The sequence below is a fragment of the Ensifer adhaerens genome, from assembly GCF_028993555.1.
GTDB lineage: Bacteria > Pseudomonadota > Alphaproteobacteria > Rhizobiales > Rhizobiaceae > Ensifer > Ensifer adhaerens_I.
This window is the reverse complement of sequence record NZ_CP118610.1, coordinates 305,644-321,526: the sequence shown is the minus strand read 5'-3', so window position 1 is coordinate 321,526 and position 15,883 is coordinate 305,644. Positions and strand designations below refer to the sequence as shown.

General features: G+C 61.0%; 17 protein-coding genes. 1 reads left to right on the top strand and 16 read right to left on the bottom strand.

Annotated features, from left to right (window positions below):
* Positions 1–406: 406 nt before the first annotated feature.
* The 4 genes from PWG15_RS01490 to PWG15_RS01475 all read right to left on the bottom strand — a co-directional run bounded on the left by PWG15_RS01490 (position 407) and on the right by PWG15_RS01475 (position 5,132).
* Positions 407–1,378 (bottom strand): flagellin N-terminal helical domain-containing protein, encoded by a 972-nt coding sequence (locus PWG15_RS01490; protein WP_275022737.1) that lies wholly within the window; start codon positions 1,376–1,378, stop codon positions 407–409.
* Between the two features lie 362 nt (positions 1,379–1,740).
* Positions 1,741–2,685: a flagellin N-terminal helical domain-containing protein gene (locus tag PWG15_RS01485; RefSeq protein ID WP_275022735.1), complete on the bottom strand. Its 945-nt coding sequence runs from the start codon at positions 2,683–2,685 to the stop codon at positions 1,741–1,743.
* A 276-nt stretch (positions 2,686–2,961) separates the two neighbouring features.
* Positions 2,962–3,903, bottom strand: coding sequence for a flagellin N-terminal helical domain-containing protein (locus PWG15_RS01480; RefSeq protein ID WP_275022734.1), 942 nt, complete (start codon positions 3,901–3,903; stop codon positions 2,962–2,964).
* Positions 3,904–4,190: 287 nt separating this feature from the next.
* Complete coding sequence (locus tag PWG15_RS01475; protein WP_275022733.1) at positions 4,191–5,132, bottom strand: flagellin N-terminal helical domain-containing protein; 942 nt, start codon at positions 5,130–5,132, stop codon at positions 4,191–4,193.
* A gap of 403 nt (positions 5,133–5,535) precedes the next feature.
* Between PWG15_RS01475 and PWG15_RS01470 the strand changes: the two genes are divergently transcribed.
* Positions 5,536–7,449, top strand: coding sequence for an O-linked N-acetylglucosamine transferase, SPINDLY family protein (locus PWG15_RS01470; protein ID WP_275022732.1), 1,914 nt, complete (start codon positions 5,536–5,538; stop codon positions 7,447–7,449).
* Between the two features lie 202 nt (positions 7,450–7,651).
* On the opposite strand, the gene fliP is transcribed toward PWG15_RS01470, so the two are convergent.
* From fliP to fliI, 12 genes are all read right to left on the bottom strand, one after another.
* On the bottom strand, positions 7,652–8,389 hold the full coding sequence (gene fliP / locus PWG15_RS01465; protein ID WP_057248216.1) for a flagellar type III secretion system pore protein FliP: 738 nt from the start codon (positions 8,387–8,389) through the stop codon (positions 7,652–7,654).
* A gap of 8 nt (positions 8,390–8,397) precedes the next feature.
* On the bottom strand, positions 8,398–8,895 hold the full coding sequence (locus tag PWG15_RS01460; RefSeq protein WP_275022730.1) for a flagellar basal body-associated FliL family protein: 498 nt from the start codon (positions 8,893–8,895) through the stop codon (positions 8,398–8,400).
* Between the two features lie 18 nt (positions 8,896–8,913).
* Positions 8,914–9,627 (bottom strand): flagellar basal body L-ring protein FlgH, encoded by a 714-nt coding sequence (gene flgH, locus PWG15_RS01455; protein WP_275022729.1) that lies wholly within the window; start codon positions 9,625–9,627, stop codon positions 8,914–8,916.
* Entirely contained in the window at positions 9,624–10,151 is a 528-nt protein-coding gene (locus tag PWG15_RS01450; RefSeq protein WP_425536726.1) for a MotE family protein, read from the bottom strand. Before PWG15_RS01450 ends, flgH begins: the two co-directional genes overlap by 4 nt.
* 8 nt (positions 10,152–10,159) lie before the next feature.
* On the bottom strand, positions 10,160–11,275 hold the full coding sequence (locus PWG15_RS01445) for a flagellar basal body P-ring protein FlgI (RefSeq protein ID WP_275022727.1): 1,116 nt from the start codon (positions 11,273–11,275) through the stop codon (positions 10,160–10,162).
* Positions 11,272–11,784, bottom strand: coding sequence for a flagellar basal body P-ring formation chaperone FlgA (gene flgA / locus PWG15_RS01440; RefSeq protein WP_275022726.1), 513 nt, complete (start codon positions 11,782–11,784; stop codon positions 11,272–11,274). The genes PWG15_RS01445 and flgA overlap by 4 nt, the downstream gene beginning before the upstream one ends.
* Positions 11,785–11,801: 17 nt before the next feature.
* Entirely contained in the window at positions 11,802–12,590 is a 789-nt protein-coding gene (gene flgG, locus PWG15_RS01435; protein WP_057248211.1) for a flagellar basal-body rod protein FlgG, read from the bottom strand.
* Between the two features lie 11 nt (positions 12,591–12,601).
* Positions 12,602–12,943 carry a flagellar hook-basal body complex protein FliE gene (locus PWG15_RS01430; protein ID WP_275022725.1) on the bottom strand — a complete coding sequence of 114 codons (342 nt, stop codon included), beginning with the start codon at positions 12,941–12,943 and terminating at the stop codon, positions 12,602–12,604.
* Positions 12,943–13,362, bottom strand: a complete 420-nt coding sequence (gene flgC / locus PWG15_RS01425; protein WP_275022724.1) for a flagellar basal body rod protein FlgC — start codon at positions 13,360–13,362, stop codon at positions 12,943–12,945. Before flgC ends, PWG15_RS01430 begins: the two co-directional genes overlap by 1 nt.
* A 5-nt stretch (positions 13,363–13,367) precedes the next feature.
* Positions 13,368–13,748: a flagellar basal body rod protein FlgB gene (flgB, locus tag PWG15_RS01420; RefSeq protein WP_057248268.1), complete on the bottom strand. Its 381-nt coding sequence runs from the start codon at positions 13,746–13,748 to the stop codon at positions 13,368–13,370.
* Between the two features lie 173 nt (positions 13,749–13,921).
* A complete protein-coding gene (locus tag PWG15_RS01415) occupies positions 13,922–14,479 on the bottom strand; it encodes a flagellar protein (protein WP_275022723.1) in 558 nt (185 codons plus the stop codon).
* Positions 14,479–15,870 (bottom strand): flagellar protein export ATPase FliI, encoded by a 1,392-nt coding sequence (fliI, locus tag PWG15_RS01410; protein ID WP_275022722.1) that lies wholly within the window; start codon positions 15,868–15,870, stop codon positions 14,479–14,481. Before fliI ends, PWG15_RS01415 begins: the two co-directional genes overlap by 1 nt.
* Positions 15,871–15,883: the final 13 nt, after the last annotated feature.

Sequence of the window (15,883 nt, the reverse complement as noted above, 5' to 3'; positions counted from 1 at the left end):
CTGATCGCGAGACGGCACCCTCTGGCGCGGACTTCCATTGCTCCTGGCACTGCTGACATGTCTCCCACGGGTCCAGCCGCGGATGCGAAGAACCCAACATTCTTGACGTACATCAGTGAGATCCGGAGGCGGTTGTTCCCGGAGCGACCCGATGCAGGCGGCGGCCAAGATTCATTTTGGCCGGCAGTCATCCGACAGGACTGCGAGAGAAGGCTATTCGGTCAAACTTGTGCGAAAATGAATGTGTTGGACCGCGCCAGGGCAATTAGCGCGGTCCAACCGTTTCCACCGGGTGCCGTGACCGACGACGTGGCAGAACTCAATCTTTGCCGCCCCCCATCCCGGGAAAGCGGAAGCATTTTGGCGGATCCGCCGGACGCAGCCGGCCGCTCTCCGCCGATGCGCCTTACTGTTGGAACAGGCGCAGAATGTTCTCGGAGTTCGTATTGGCGATCGAGAGCGCCTGGATGCCGAGCTGCTGCTGCGTCTGCAGCGCCTTCAACCGCGTCGATTCCTCGTTCATATCGGCATCGACCAGACGACCGACACCCTTGTCGATCGTATCCATGAGGTTGGCGATGAAGCTCTCCTGCATGTCGATGCGCTTGGTGATGGCGCCGAGCGTGGAGCCGGCATCCGTCAACTGGCCGAGGATGTGGTCGACGACGCGGATCATGTCGTCCATCTGGGCGTCGGTGGTCGCGGCCGTCAGCTTGATTTCGGACGAGGTCGCGTTCGGGGTGGTTACCGGTGCGCCGATCAGGTGGAAAAGCTTGGCCGAGGTGCCGACCGGCGACGTGAGCAGCGAGGCGTCGTAGCTTCTGGTCAGCAGGCCACGGCTGGCATTGGCTGTGTCGATCAGCATCGACTGTGCCGTGTCGAAGTCGAGCGTGGTGACCGATACGTTGCCGTTGGCGTCGCGGTTGAACGAGGCAACGATCGACTTGGTGCCGACGGAGGCAGCATTGGCGTTATAGAGCCAGTTCTCGCTGGAGAAGGATGCGGACTGCGCGGCGGCCAGAAGCTGGTTCTTGAGTTCGGTGATTTCCTTGTCGATCTTCAGCTTGTCGACGCCCGGCTCACGCGCGGCAACCAGCTTGCGCTTGATCTCGCTGACCACGTCGATCGACGAATTCATCGCCGCATAGGCCGTGTCGATCTTGGCAGCACCGAGGCCGAGGGCGTCTTCGACGGTCGACAGCGCGGCATTGTCGGAGCGCATGGTGGTCGCGATCGACCAGTAGGCGGCATTGTCCGCTGCAGTCTGCACGCGGTAGCCGGAGGAAATCCGGTCCTGGACCTCGGCCATGTCAGTATTGATGGAACGCAAGGTCTGAAGCGCCGCCATGGCGGCGGTATTGGTCATGATGCTGGTCATTGGTCACCTGCCCCGAATGAATTTCAAAGGACATTCCGGAGTGCAGAACCGGCAGCGATGGGACTGGCATCATGCGAATCGCCCCTGTTTTGCCCTGGAGGCGACCCTTCGCTCTTAACCGATATGTAACGATTGCATGGTTAACAAATGGTTAACGCAATTAACGGCTCGGTAACGAAGGTGAACAAAAATAAGGAAATATGGATGAAAGGTTAAAGCGGATCGCACCGTCCGCAAACCCGCCTGGAGACCGAGATCAGGCGCGGAAATGAAAAAGGCCGCACGCCCCCCCGATGGGCGTGCGGCCTTTTTCTGTGTGCGAAAGAGCGGCGAAATCTCGCCCGCCCTTCCCTGTCGTTCGCTTAGCGGAACAGCGACAGGATGTTCTGCGAGTTGGTGTTGGCGATCGTGAGCGCCTGGATACCGAGCTGCTGTTGCGTCTGCAGAGCCTTCAGGCGGGTCGACTCTTCGTTCATGTCGGCGTCGACGAGGCGGCCAACGCCCTTCTCGATCGAGTCCGAGAGGTCGCGGACGAAGTTCTGCTGCAGTTCTACGCGGCTGTTGAGCGCACCGAGATCGGCGGCGGCGTCGGTCATCTGCAGCAGCGTTGCGTCAACGCCCGAGATGGCTTCTGCAAGAGCGCCCATGGTCATGTTGGTGATGTCCATGGTCAGGACGCTGTAGCCAGCCGTAACGGTCGCACCGTTGGTTGCCAGCTTGTACTCCATGTTGCTGGACAGCATGCCCGTGCCGTTGGTGACGTTGGCACCGAGGCTGTCGACCTGGATCAGCGAGCTCTTGTTCGTGTCGAACTGGAGCGTCGTCAGGCTGACATTGCCCTGGGCGTCGCGGTTGAACGAACCGACGATCGATTTGGTGGCAGCCGTGTTGTTGGTGTCGTTGTAGACCCAGTTTTCGCCGGAGAACGAAGCCGACTTGGAAATGCTGATGAGCTGGTTCTGCAGCTCCTTGATTTCCTTCTGGATCTTGCTCTTGTCAACGCCCGGCTCGCTTGCGGCAACCAGCTTCTTCTTGATCTCGTCGACGACGTCCTTGGAGTTTTCCATGGCCGTGTAGGCAACGTCGGTCTTGGCAGCGCCGAGGCCGAGGGCGTCTTCAACGGTCGAGAGAGCCTTGTTGTCCGAACGCATGGTGGTTGCGATCGACCAGTAAGCGGCGTTGTCGGCAGCAGTGCCAACGCGCAGGCCCGACGAGATGCGGTCCTGGGTGGTTTCCATCTGCGAGTTGATCGAACGCAGGGTCTGAAGCGCGCCCATTGCGGCGGTGTTCGTCATGATGCTGGTCATTGGCTGATTGCCCCTTGTTGGCTGATTTGGAATGAAAAGGGACATTCCGGGATTACCGGGAAGCAGCGGTCAGCCTCATGCCTGTTAATGTTGATTAACCCGCCGCTTCGTTGGCCACAGAAAACACCATCGTGGTTAACAAAAGCTGAAGTGCGGCCGACATTTTCTGCAAACGCGGCTGAAATCGTCCAACAAAAAACCGCGCTTCTTGCGAAGCGCGGTTTTTTGTTTTTCGCAGTCGAGCGCGGGCCGAAACCCGCACCGTCTGGCGATCGATTAGCGGAACAGCGACAGGATGTTCTGCGAGTTCGAGTTGGCGATCGACAGCGCCTGGATGCCGAGCTGCTGCTGCGTCTGCAGAGCCTTCAGGCGGGTCGACTCTTCGTTCATGTCGGCGTCGACGAGGCGGCCAACGCCCTTCTCGATCGAGTCCGAGAGGTCCTGAACGAAGTTCTTCTGCAGTTCTACGCGGCTGTTGAGCGCGCCGAGATCGGCGGCAGCGTCGGTCATCTGCAGCAGCGTTGCGTCAACGCCCGAGATGGCTTCGGCCAGAGCGCCGGTCGTCATGTTGGTGATGTCCATGCTCAGGACGCTGTAGCCGGCAGTCACGGTCGAGCCGGTTGCATCCTTGTACTCCATGTTGCTGGAGAGCAGGCCCGTGCCGTTGGTGACGTTGGTGCCGGTGCTGTCGACCTGGATCAGCGAGCTCTTGTTCGTGTCGAACTGGAGCGTCGTCAGGCTGACATTGCCCTGGGCGTCGCGGTTGAACGAACCGACGATCGACTTGGTGGCAGCCGTGTTGTTGGTGTCGTTGTAGACCCAGTTTTCGCCCGAGAACGAAGCCGACTTGGAAATGCTGATGAGCTGGTTCTGCAGCTCCTTGATTTCCTTCTGGATCTTGCTCTTGTCAACGCCCGGCTCGCTTGCGGCAACCAGCTTCTTCTTGATCTCGTCGACGACGTCCTTGGAGTTTTCCATGGCCGTGTAGGCAACGTCGGTCTTGGCAGCGCCGAGGCCGAGGGCGTCTTCAACGGTACCGAGAGCCTTGTTGTCCGAACGCATGGTGGTTGCGATCGACCAGTAAGCGGCGTTGTCGGCAGCGGTACCGACGCGCAGGCCCGACGAGATGCGGTCCTGGGTGGTTTCCATATCCGAGTTGATCGAACGCAGAGTGGAGAGAGCCGCCATTGCGGCGGTGTTCGTCATGATGCTGGTCATTGGCTGTGTGCCCCTTGGCAATACTCGTGAAAAAGGGACATTCCGGGCTACCGGGAAGCAGCGGTCAGCGTCATGCCTGTTAACCGGTTAATGTTGTTGGTTAACCCGCTCCTTCGATGGACACAGCAAACACCATCGTGGTTAACGCCGACCTAAGACGTCGCGATTATTTTCGAAACAACCAAAATCCGATGGAGCGCAATAAAAAAACCGCGCCCCTTGCGAAGCGCGGTTTCCATTTTTTCGCAGTCGAGCGCGGGCCGAAACCCGCACCGTCTGGCGATCGATTAGCGGAACAGCGACAGAATGTTCTGCGAGTTCGAGTTGGCGATCGACAGCGCCTGGATGCCGAGCTGCTGCTGCGTCTGCAGAGCCTTCAGACGGGTCGACTCTTCGTTCATGTCGGCGTCGACGAGCTTGCCGATGCCCTTCTCGATCGAGTCCGAGAGGTCCTGAACGAAATTCTTCTGCAGTTCTACGCGGCTGTTGAGCGCACCGAGGTCGGAAGCGGCATCGGTCATCTGCAGCAGCGTTGCGTCAACGCCCGAGATGGCTTCGGCCAGAGCGCCGGCCGTCATGTTGGTGATGTCCATGCTCAGGACGCTGTAGCCGGCAGTCACGGTCGAGCCGGTTGCATCCTTGTACTCCATGTTGCTGGAGAGCAGGCCCGTGCCGTTGGTGACGTTGGTGCCGGTGCTGTCGACCTGGATCAGCGAGCTCTTGTTCGTGTCGAACTGGAGCGTCGTCAGGCTGACGTTGCCCTGGTTGTCACGGTTGAACGAGCCAACGATCGACTTGGTAGCAGCCGTGTTGTTGGTGTCGTTGTAGACCCAGTTTTCGCCCGAGAACGAAGCCGACTTGGCAATGCTCACCAGCTGGTTCTGGAGTTCCTTGACTTCCTTCTGGATCTTGCTCTTGTCAACGCCCGGCTCGCTGGCGGCAACCAGCTTCTTCTTGATCTCGTCGACGACGTTCTTGGAGTTTTCCATGGCCGTGTAGGCAACGTCGGTCTTGGCAGCGCCGAGGCCGAGGGCGTCCTGAACAGTCGAGAGAGCCTTGTTGTCCGAACGCATGGTGGTTGCGATCGACCAGTAAGCGGCGTTGTCGGAAGCGTTGCCGACGCGCAGGCCCGACGAGATGCGGTCCTGGGTGGTTTCCATATCCGAGTTGATCGAACGCAGGGTAGCAAGAGCGCCCATTGCGGCGGAATTGGTCATGATGCTCGTCATTAGAGTGTCCCTTTTTTACTTAAGACGATTGGGGGACATACCGGACTGTTTACACTACCGGTGATGATGGATCGGCTTCATGCCTCTCGGTTCCAACGACTATCTCGGAAGAAACCAAACCCGTCATGTGAGGCCGAATATCGAGCCCAATGCTTGCGAATTCCTTAAATGCCGAAGCGGTCTCGGCGAGAGATAATTTATACTTAACAACGCCTTAAGTGGATGGTCCGGGGTACTAGACGTGCCATTCGAATGGCCCCTTGCGAGACAGGACCAGGCCTTGATCTAGGGGCCATCGCGTCATGCCTGAGGCAAGCTCCCATTACTAGGATGGCTGCGAGACCTGCTTTGCGACATCGAGTGCCAAGCCTTGATGCCGGCAGCCCATACGACGGAGCTATCAGTGAACGCCCAAGCCATTTTCTCGACCGCTTCCCGGCAATACCAGAAGGGCCACTACACGGACGCTCTCGACCAGCTCAACATCCTGATGAACATCAATCGGGATACCAAGACCTACGTCCTGCTCGCCAAGGTTCTGCTGAAACTCGGCTTTAAGCCCGAAGCGGCGCGCGCCTACCAGCTCGCCGGGGAGGCCGGCGGTTCACGGTCGCAGGACTATCTCACCGAGGCGATGAAGCTCTATTTCACCAACGGGCACGAAGACGAAGCGCTTGCGATCGGCCTGCCGCTTCTGGAAAAGGCGAAGACCGATCCGGATATCGCCTTCATCATTGCTTCGATTTTCCTGAAACGCGATCAGAAAGAAATTCTCGGCCTGTTCAAGGCGCCGCTCTCGACCAGCGCCAATCGCTATCACCAATCGCTCGCATTCAAGCTTCTGACCGCGGATGTCGGTGACGTGCAGGATCGCGAAGCCGTCGCCAATCTCTTCAAGTCCTACCCGAAGAACACGACGCTGCGCTCGGCCTATCTCGTCTATGCCCGTGAAGCCAACGACTATCCGGAGGTCGAGAAACACCACCGCGAGATCGAAAGAGCCCTGAAGCTCGGCCAGGACGACACCCTTGCATCGGAAGCGCCATACTACCACGTCACCTGGTGTGGCGATGAAAGGCTCAACCGCATCGCCGGTGCGCAATATCGCCCCTTCCCGCCGGAGAACACCGAGGTCCGCCGGTCCATGGCGCATGCCTGGGGCGATCGTATTCGCATCGGCTATGTATCTTCCGACTTCTGGCACGATCACGCGACCATGAAGCTGATGGCCGCGGCGCTGGAGGCGCATGACCGCACGCGCTTCGAAGTCACCCTGTTTTGCCACACGTCACCCAGCAACGTCGCGCGAGACAACGGTTCCCGTGAAAAATGGGGCAACATCATCCAGATCGGCGAATTCTCCGATGAACAGGCCGCGGCGGTCATTCGGTCGGAGAACATCGACATCCTCGTCGATCTGAAGGGGCACACGCTCGAAAGCCGGGCGACAATCTTCAACCACAAGGCCGCGCCCATTCAGGTCAGCTGGCTCGGTTTCCCCGGCACCAACGTCAACGTCGATCTCGACTACATCATCGGCGATCCCTTCGTCCTGCCCGACGGGAGCGAAAAACACTACTACGAAAAATACTGCCGCCTGCCGGAGACCTATCAGCCGAACGACCCCTTCAGCCGCCCGCTGCCGCAGCCGATGTCGCGGCGCCAGCTCGGTCTGCCCGAGAATGCGTTCGTCTTCGCGTCGTTCAATGCCAACCGCAAGATCTCGCTGCAGACGATCAACATGTGGATCGAGATCCTGCAGCAGACCCCGGACAGCGTGCTGTGGCTGATGTGCAGCCGCGCAGACTCGCGAGCCAACATCATCGCAAAGTTCAAGAGCGCCGGTATCGATCCCAAGCGCATCATCGTCTGCCCGAAGGTTTTCTATCAGGACCATATCAGCCGTATCCCGGTCGCCGATGTCGGTCTCGACACCTATCCCTATAACGGCCACACGACGACTTCCGAGCAGCTCTGGGCTGGCCTGCCGGTTCTGACCTTCAAGGGCACCAACTTCGCGTCGCGCGTGAGCGAGAGCCTGCTCAACGCCATCGGCGTGCCGGAACTCGTTGCCACCGGACCGGAGGACTACATTCGCGAAGCGGTTGCACTCTATAACAACCGCGACAGGCTTCCCGACTACCGCAAGACGCTCGAGGAAAACCGCTTCCGCATGCCGCTGTTCGATGCCGAACGCTTCTGCCGCCACCTGGAACAGGGCTACGAAATGATGGCGGACCGGGCGAAGAAGGGTCTGTCGCCGGATCACATCGACGTTCCAGCCCTACCGGTACGAGCTGGCTCGTTCGCGCGCTAAGCGATCCGATACCCAGCGCTTGAACGTCGAAAGGCAGCGCCGAGGCGCTGCCTTTCTGTTTGCGCGTTTGAGAAGCGCCTGCCCCTTTGATGCGAGTTATCTAAAGCCTGTCGCACAAAATGCGCACGGTTTTGCGATAACGACTTGCGAAACATCAAGAACTTGAAGCGCAAGAAGCGATTCTGAAAGAACGCCACGCGCTCTAGCTGAAGGAGCGCACGAGGCTGCCGACGAGCAGATTCCATCCGTCGATCAGCACGAAGAACAGGATCTTGAAGGGCAGCGAGATCGCCGTAGGCGGCAGCATCATCATGCCCATGGCCATGGTGATGGTGGCAACGATCAGGTCGATCACCAGGAACGGCAGCATGATCAGGAAGCCGATTTCGAAGCCGCGACGGATTTCCGAGATCATGAAGGCCGGCACGACCGCCCTGAGGTCGACCTTGTCGTCGACGACCACCGTCTGGCCCTTTTCCTTGGCAATATCGATAAAGAGCTGCAGATCCTTGTCGCGGGTGTTGGCGAGCATGAATTCGCGGAACGGTTCACTGATCCGCGGGATCGCCTCGGCCTCGGTGATCTGGTTCTTCATGAGTGGATCGATGCCGTCGCGCCATGCGCGATCGAAAGTCGGCCCCATGACATAGAAGGTCATGAACAGGGCCAGCGACACCATGATCATGTTCGATGGCGTCGTTGCCAGGCCCATGCCGGTGCGCAGGATCGCAAAGGCGATCACGAAGCGCGGAAAGCTGGTGACCATGATCAGGATGCCCGGGGCCACCGACAGAACGGTCAAAAGACCGAAGGTGCGGATGATCCACGAAGCGGCCGACCCGTCGATAGGCGTATTCAGGATGTCAGAGGGAAAACTCTGGGCGCCGGCAATACCGGACATCGCCATCATGGCAACTATAAAGGCGACTAGCCGGACCATTTACCGAATCATTGGATGACGAAGGTTCTGAACATCACATTGGTTACGCGCCCATCGGAGCGCAGGTCAACCCGCTCTTGAATGTCATCCCGGAGATATTGAAAGCCGCGCGGACCCTGGATCTGCTGCAACGAGATCGTCTTCATGTAAGCGGCGATATCCTGGTGGATCTGCTCCGCCAACTTGGGATCGGGCGCGCCGTCGAACTGCAGCGCCACCTCGAGCCGTATCCAGTTCTCGGAGGGATAGGCGAGGTTGGTGGTGATCGGCTCCAGCTGGACGACACCGTTCGCTTCGGTAGCGACCTTGGGCAGACCCTCTTCGCCCGTGGCGTTGGCGGCCGGTTCCTTGGTCGCCTCGACCTGTTCCTTCGGCGGAGGCGGCGCGAGCAGGCCGCCGACCAGCCAGCCGCCGCCGCCGGCGACCAGCGTCAGAACGGCGACGACCGCGATCGTTATGATCTTCGACGGCGGCTTCGAAGCGTTGCCGGGATCGAGTTCTTCCATCTTGCCGTTCCCTGCCGATCAGATCGGCGAAAATAGATCCATGAACTGCTGACCGTAGGGCGGCTGCTGCACTTCGGTCAGGCGACCACGGCCACCATAGGAAATACGCGCCTCGGCAATGCGGTCGTAGGAGATGACGTTGTCGGCGTCGACGTCCCGCGGCCGGACAATGCCGGCTACGTTGAGGATGCGCAGCTCGTGATTGACGCGCACTTCCTGCGAGCCACTGATCAACAGGTTACCGTTTTCGAGAACCCCCGTGACAACGGCAGCAACGAGCACCCGCAGCTTTTCCGAGCGCTCCGTCGTGCCGTCGCCCTCGGTCTTGGTGTTCGAGCCATATTTCAGTTCGCCGGACCAGTCAAAATCGCTCGTCTGCGACTTGCCGTTGGCGCCGACGTTGAAGCCACTCGAATTCTTGCGGCTACGGTCGGTCTTGTTGTCGAAGGTCGCGCCTTCGTTGATCTTGATATCGACCGTCAGGATGTCGCCGACATTGATCGCGCGCGCATCCTTGAACAGCGCCGCCTGCTGGTCGTTCCACAACGAATAGCCGTTCGTCATCTGGCGCGGCTGCTTGGGATACATCGCAAGCTGCGGCGTCTGGGAGTATTGCAGACCACTGCCGATCGGGCTCATCGAAGGCGCCCGACCGATCTCGTTGAGCGCCTGGTTCTGACATCCCGCGAGGAGGGCGGCACCGGTCAGCATGGCCGTTAGACGCATTTTCATGATGGTTCCTTCGAGGTGTTCGGGTCGCTGGCACTCGAGATGATGTTGGTAAGAGTTGCCGCCTTTTCGTCCGTCATTTCGCTGAGGATCAGCGACGACTGCCGTGCCGGCAGCTGCATGACGATTGCCGCGGCGATCTCCGGATTGACCATTTCCAGCTTGCCGGCAGCCGCATCCGGCTTCATCGTCTTGTAGATGTCGACAAGACCGAGCTGGGCCTGTTTCAGGAAATCGTTGCGGCGTTTCAGCCAGTCCTCGTATTCATCGCGCCGCTTCTCCAGCGTCGCGATGCGTTCGTCGATGCTTGCCTGCAAGGTCTCGAGGTCCTTGCGCTGCAGCACGTAGCGCTGGTCGCGGGCGGCGTCGGCGATGTTGGTGCAGAACTGCTGAATCTCGTTCTGCGTTGCGTCGGCTGCCGGAGGCGCTGTAACGTCCTGGGCGAAGGCGCCGGGCATCGTCAGCATCGAAGCGGCGGCCGCGCCGACAAGCAACAGATTGCGGACCTTGCCGAAAGATGGGTTCATGTTAGCCGTCATTGCAGCACTAGCTCCGCCTGAAGGGCCCCGGCCGTTTTGATGCTTTGCAGGATGGCGATGATGCCATCCGGCTTGACACCGATGTTGTTAAGACCGGCGACGAGCGAGCGAAGGCTCGATCCGTTGAGGATCGCCACCGTGCCGCCATCGGACTGCGCGTTGATGGTGGTGTTCGGTTCCACCTCCGTTCGTCCGCGCGAGAATGGCAGCGGCTGAACCACCGTCGGCGTCTCGCTGACCTCGACGGTCAGGGTGCCGTAGCTCACCGCCACTTCGTTGATGCGAACGTCCTGGCCGATCACGATCGTGCCGGTGCGCTCGTTGATGACGACGCGGGCCGGGACGTCCGTCTCGATGACGATGTTCTCGATATCGGCCATCAGCCGGGCGAGATCGGCCATCTTCGGCTTTTCGACGAGGACGGATTGGGAATCGCGTGCCTCCGCAATGCGACCGCCATATTGCTGGGCGGCATACTTGTTGATCGCCGCCGCCATGCCGACAGCCGTCGAGAAATCCGGGTTGCGCAGCTGCAGAACGAGGTTGAAGCCATCCTTGAACTTGGACGGCAGCTCGCGCTCGATGATTGCGCCATTGGGCACGCGCCCGGCCGTCGTCACCCCCTGGTTGAGGGTTGCCGCATCACCCTGGGCGGCAAAGCCCGTCACGACGACGGACCCTTGCGCGACTGCATAGATCTGGCCGTCCGCGCCGGACAGCGACGTCATCACCAGGGTGCCGCCACGAAGCGAGGTGCTGTCGCCGAGTGACCCTACGGTCACGTCGACGCGACTGCCGGGGCTTGCGAAGGGCGGCAGCGTCGCCGTCACCAGAACCGCAGCGACGTTGCGGGTGCGGGAATCGCCGCCCTGGGTGGAGATGCCGAGGTTCTGCAGCATCGCGCGGATCGACTGGTCGGTGAACGGCGAGGAGCGCAGGCTGTCGCCGGTCCCCTGGAGGCCGACGACGAGGCCATAGCCGATGAGCTGGTTGTCGCGTCCCGCCTGGAGCGAGGCGACGTCCTTGATCCTGGACGCGCCGAAAGCCGGCGTCAGCGCCGTAGAGATCGCGACGGCCAGCGTCAGGAACCATTTGCAGGCAAGCATTTTCATTTCGCCACCACATGGACAGTGCCGTCGGCCATCACCGTTCCGGAAACGATGACGCCGGTATCGATGTTGCGCGCCCGGATCAGTTCGCCGACGGCGGCATCCTGGAGCGGTGATCCGGCGGCGCTGATGGTCAGGCCGCCGTTGCTGAAGATTAGACGCACGGTCGAACCGCGCTCGACGGCATACTGCTCGCGCAGTGCGTTTGCGAGGATCACCCGACCCGGCAGAAGCGTGCGCTTGGTGACCTTGCCGTCGATTTCGTTGAGGGTCCTGATGTAGCCGTCCGCAAGATCCGGGTTGGTAACGTCGACAACCTCGACGCGGCTGCGGTCGATCGTTTCGCCCGGATAGATGGTCTGCGTCGGGATCACCGCCGTCGGCCGCTCCGCAAGGCTCGCCGAAGGCAACAGGAAGGTGGCAGCAAGCAAAGCGCCTGCCGCCAGACGACGCGCCCTGGGTGCACTGTCGCCTTTCAAAACCTTGATGTCTGCGGATCGGCGAAACATCATGTTTGCCCCCTCTTTCGTTACCTGAGGTTCTTGCTCACCGTGGCCGCCATTTCATCGGCCGCCTGAATGATCTTGGAGTTCATCTCGTAGGCGCGCTGCGCCGAGATCAGGTCGGTGATTTCCTTGACCGGATCGACGTTGGACGCCTCGAGATACTTCTGCTTGATCTGGGCGAAGCCCGGATCCGCCGGCGTGCCGACGATCGCGTCGCCGGAAGCCGGCGTCTGCTTGAAGAGGTTGTCGCCCTGCGGCTCGAGACCGGCCTCGTTGACGAAGTTGGCGATCGTCAGCTGACCGATTTCCTGCATCGCGGGGTCGTTGCCGATGCGCACCATCACCTGGCCGGAGCTGGTGAAGGCGATTTCCGTCGCATCCTGCGGAACAGTGATGCCGGGGACGACCGTATAACCGTCGATGGTCACGAGCTGACCCTGGGCATTCTTGTTGAAGGCGCCCGAGCGGGTATAGACCGTCTCGCCATCCGGCGTCTCGACCTGGAACCAGCCGCGGCCCATCAGCGCCAGGTCATAGTCGTTGCCGGTGTTGACCATGCTGCCCTGGATATGCAGGTTGCGCACGGCAGCCGTCTGGACGCCGAGGCCGATGATAGCACCTTCCGGAACGATGGCCTGGTTGGAGCGGTTTGGCACGCCCTGGGCGCGCTCGGTTTGATAAAGCAGGTCGGAGAACTCTGCGCGGGCACGCTTGTAGCCGGTCGTGTTGATGTTCGCGATGTTGTTCGCGATCACTTCCAGGTTCAGCTGCTGGGCGTTCATGCCGGTGGCGGCAATGGAAAGGGCCTTCATGTCTCGTTCCTTCAGATCTGCATGCGCGCGATTTCGAGGTAGGCGGTGACCACCTTGTCGCGGATGGCGATTGCCGTCTGGAGCGATTGCTCGGCGTTCATGACGGCATCGACAACTTCACGGGTGTTTGCCTGACCGCGGATGCCGTCGAGCGATGCGCCCTCGGCCTTTTTCATCGCGTTGATGGCATCGCTCGCCATGTCCCCGAGGACCGAGGCGAAGCTTTGTCCCTGCGGCACGCCCGGCGTGGCGGCCGGCATGCCGAAGATCGACGACGAGGAAGATGTGGAACGGGTGCCGTCGGTCTCTTTGGTGACCGAGAACGCGCCGAGGGATTTGACTGCATCGATCATTATTGCGAGGCTCTCAACAGGTCGATTGTCTGGGAAATCAGATCGCGGGACTGCTTGATGGTCTGGAGGTTGGCCTCATAGGCGCGATTGGCTTCGCGCATGTCGGCCATCTCGACCAGGATGTTGACGTTCGGCAACTTGACCATGCCCTTGTCGTCGGCGGCCGGGTTGCCCGGATCAAACTCGATGTTGAAGTCCGAATCATCCGTGCCCTGCCGTTCAATCTCGACCAGCGACGCGCCGCTTGCCCGGTCGACTTCGGCAGCAAAGCTGATGGTCTTGCGGCGGTAGGGCTCCGCACCCGGCACGTCCCCGGTCGAGCGGGCGTTGGCGATGTTTTCGGAGACGATCCGCAGACGGGTCGATTCCGCCTGGAGGCCCGAGGCCGATACCTTGAGGGCTGAGGTCAATGGATCCATGGTTCTTACTTCCGTACCGTCATCAGCATCATGCGGTGAAACGCCTTCACAAGGCCGGCGCTGAGCTCGTAGTCGCGCTTGATCTCGCCGGTCTTCATCATTTCCTGCTCGATCGCGACACTGTTGCCGGACTGCTGGATCTGCACGCCGTCGACCATGCCGACCTCGGCCACCTGCGAGGCCTCAAGACCTTCGGTAAAATGCGCCTTGTGGGTCGCGGCCATCTGCATGCCGGTATCCTGCAGCACGCTTTCGAACGGCTTGACGTCCTTCGCCTTGTAGTGCGGCGTGTTCGCATTGGCGATGTTGCCGGCCACCACGTTCTGGCGAACGGTCAGCCACTGGGCCTGCCGGGACGCGAGTTCGAAAAGCTGAATCGGTTGCATCAAAAGCTCCATGCTTGTTGATGCGAACCTAGGCCGGTAATCTTGCGTGGGACTTTCGTCGGACACAGGTGCGATCGGAGCGCTTGCATGCCGCTGCCGACCAACGGACGAACAGCAGCGCGTCGCGCATCCGAAGCGATACGCGACCATCACGCTGACGATGTGAGGCTTGCTCAGTTCGCCTGGTAGACTTCACCTGACGAGGTGATCATCACCCAATGGCCATCGCGCTGCTCGAGCGTGGCAAGCCGGGTGTTGTCAGGCAGGACGGAGCCGATGCGCACGATATACATGCCGCTCGCGTCCTCGATCAGCGCCCGGCCATTGGCGACATGCATCAGCTTGAAACCGGACTTGCCCGGGAAGGGCTGCGACAGCCCCTCTTCCGCAGCCGACCCTTCCGGACCCGGACCGTCACCGATGCCGGGCACGGTCGCCGTCGTCAGCTGGTCGATCGCCGCCACGGTCTCGCCGTCGGCATCGGGCATCGCCAACGGCGAAACCGAGACGACGTTGCGGGCGGCGCGCTCCGGCAGATCGCGGGTGGAACCCTGCCAAAGCGGCGGCATGGTGAACTTGTCCTGGTGGAAGAAAGCGTACCAGGGAAAGAAGGTTGCGAAAGCGGCAAGTGCTACGCCGGTCGCGGCCAGGAACTTGTCGGTCATCGGCATGCGGCTGCTTCGCTTGCGCTGATGAACCATTTCGTCCGCATCGTAATCGGTCACCGCCATCACCTCGCTCTCGCGCCCGGTTGATTGCCCATTGCCGCTGCCTTCAATGCATTGGCGAGATCGGCGAAGGCGTCCTGCGCCGGCCGCTCACCGGCGGTCTGCGTCAGCACGTCGTAGATGACCGGTACCTGCTTGATCGCCATGTCGAGATCGGGATCGCCACCAGGGCGGTAGCCACCGATCAGCCGGAGATCGCGGGTTTCCTCGAAGCGATGGATCAGCGCCTTCAGACGCGACACCAGCTTTTCCTGGTCGGGAGTCCAGGCCTTGCGCGCGAGGCGCGAGATCGAGGCGAGCGGATTGATCGGCGGATATCGCCCCTCTTCCGCAAGGCTGCGTTCGAGCACGATGTGACCGTCGAGGATGCCACGCGTGCTATCGGCGACGGGGTCGTTGTGATTGTCGCCATCGACAAGGATGGAGATGATCGCCGTGATCGTCCCCGAGCCTTCGGTACCGGGGCCGGCGCGCTCGAGCAGGCGCGGCAACTCGGTGAAAACGGAGGCCGGATAGCCGCGCGCGATCGGCGGTTCGCCGGACGCCGTCGCCACTTCGCGGATCGCATGGGCAAACCGGGTAACACTGTCGACGATCAGCAGCACATTGTCGCCGTTGTCGCGATAGTGTTCGGCAATGGTGACGGCGGTCAGCGGCGCCATCTTGCGCAACATCGGGCTCTCGTCACTGGTCGCCACCACCGCGACCGATTTCGCCAGGTTGTCGCCGAGCGTATCCTCGATGAATTCGCGCACTTCGCGACCGCGCTCGCCGACGAGCGCAATCACCACCTTGTCGAAGGCGTCAGCGCGCGCCAGCATGGAGAGCAGCGTCGATTTGCCGACGCCGGAGCCTGCGAAAATGCCGAGGCGCTGGCCAAGGCAGAGCGGCGAAAAGATGTCGATTGCCCTGACGCCGGTGAGAAACCCCTTCTCGACCCGCTTGCGGCTCATCGACGGCGGTGCGGTATTGGAGATCGAGCGGCGCACATCGCCCTGCAGCAGCGGACCGAGGCCATCGATCGGCTCGCCGAGCGCATTGATGGCGCGGCCACACCACTGGTCGGTCGGCGCGACGCGGAAGGCGCCCTTTCGGATCACGGTGTCATGGATGCCGATCGGATCACCGGGCTCGATCGGGCAGACGACCACCTTCTCCGGCTCGACCCGCACCACCTCGCCGAGATGCGTTCCGGTGACGCTCTTGTGCGCGACGAAATCGCCGAGCCGCACATGCCGCGACAGGCCGGTCACCGTGTAGTGACCGGGCGAAATCGTCTGCACGTGACCGCCAGGAGCGATCGAGAATTCGGGCTTTGCATAGCGCTCGACGAGGCCGGCAAGTGCTGCCAGAGAGGTCGATCCCGTGCTTGTCTTCAGGCCTTCGCGTTGCATGCCGGTACCCGTC

Coding starts and splice junctions, on each gene's coding strand:
- PWG15_RS01490 (WP_275022737.1), bottom strand. CDS start 1,378: ATGACCAGCATCATGACCAATACCGCCGCCATGGCGGCGCTTCAGACC.
- PWG15_RS01485 (WP_275022735.1), bottom strand. CDS start 2,685: ATGACCAGCATCATGACGAACACCGCCGCAATGGGCGCGCTTCAGACC.
- PWG15_RS01480 (WP_275022734.1), bottom strand. CDS start 3,903: ATGACCAGCATCATGACGAACACCGCCGCAATGGCGGCTCTCTCCACT.
- PWG15_RS01475 (WP_275022733.1), bottom strand. CDS start 5,132: ATGACGAGCATCATGACCAATTCCGCCGCAATGGGCGCTCTTGCTACC.
- fliP (WP_057248216.1), bottom strand. CDS start 8,389: ATGGTCCGGCTAGTCGCCTTTATAGTTGCCATGATGGCGATGTCCGGT.
- PWG15_RS01460 (WP_275022730.1), bottom strand. CDS start 8,895: ATGGAAGAACTCGATCCCGGCAACGCTTCGAAGCCGCCGTCGAAGATC.
- flgH (WP_275022729.1), bottom strand. CDS start 9,627: ATGAAAATGCGTCTAACGGCCATGCTGACCGGTGCCGCCCTCCTCGCG.
- PWG15_RS01450 (WP_425536726.1), bottom strand. CDS start 10,151: ATGAACCCATCTTTCGGCAAGGTCCGCAATCTGTTGCTTGTCGGCGCG.
- PWG15_RS01445 (WP_275022727.1), bottom strand. CDS start 11,275: ATGAAAATGCTTGCCTGCAAATGGTTCCTGACGCTGGCCGTCGCGATC.
- flgA (WP_275022726.1), bottom strand. CDS start 11,784: ATGATGTTTCGCCGATCCGCAGACATCAAGGTTTTGAAAGGCGACAGT.
- flgG (WP_057248211.1), bottom strand. CDS start 12,590: ATGAAGGCCCTTTCCATTGCCGCCACCGGCATGAACGCCCAGCAGCTG.
- PWG15_RS01430 (WP_275022725.1), bottom strand. CDS start 12,943: ATGATCGATGCAGTCAAATCCCTCGGCGCGTTCTCGGTCACCAAAGAG.
- flgC (WP_275022724.1), bottom strand. CDS start 13,362: ATGGATCCATTGACCTCAGCCCTCAAGGTATCGGCCTCGGGCCTCCAG.
- flgB (WP_057248268.1), bottom strand. CDS start 13,748: ATGCAACCGATTCAGCTTTTCGAACTCGCGTCCCGGCAGGCCCAGTGG.
- PWG15_RS01415 (WP_275022723.1), bottom strand. CDS start 14,479: ATGGCGGTGACCGATTACGATGCGGACGAAATGGTTCATCAGCGCAAG.
- fliI (WP_275022722.1), bottom strand. CDS start 15,870: ATGCAACGCGAAGGCCTGAAGACAAGCACGGGATCGACCTCTCTGGCA.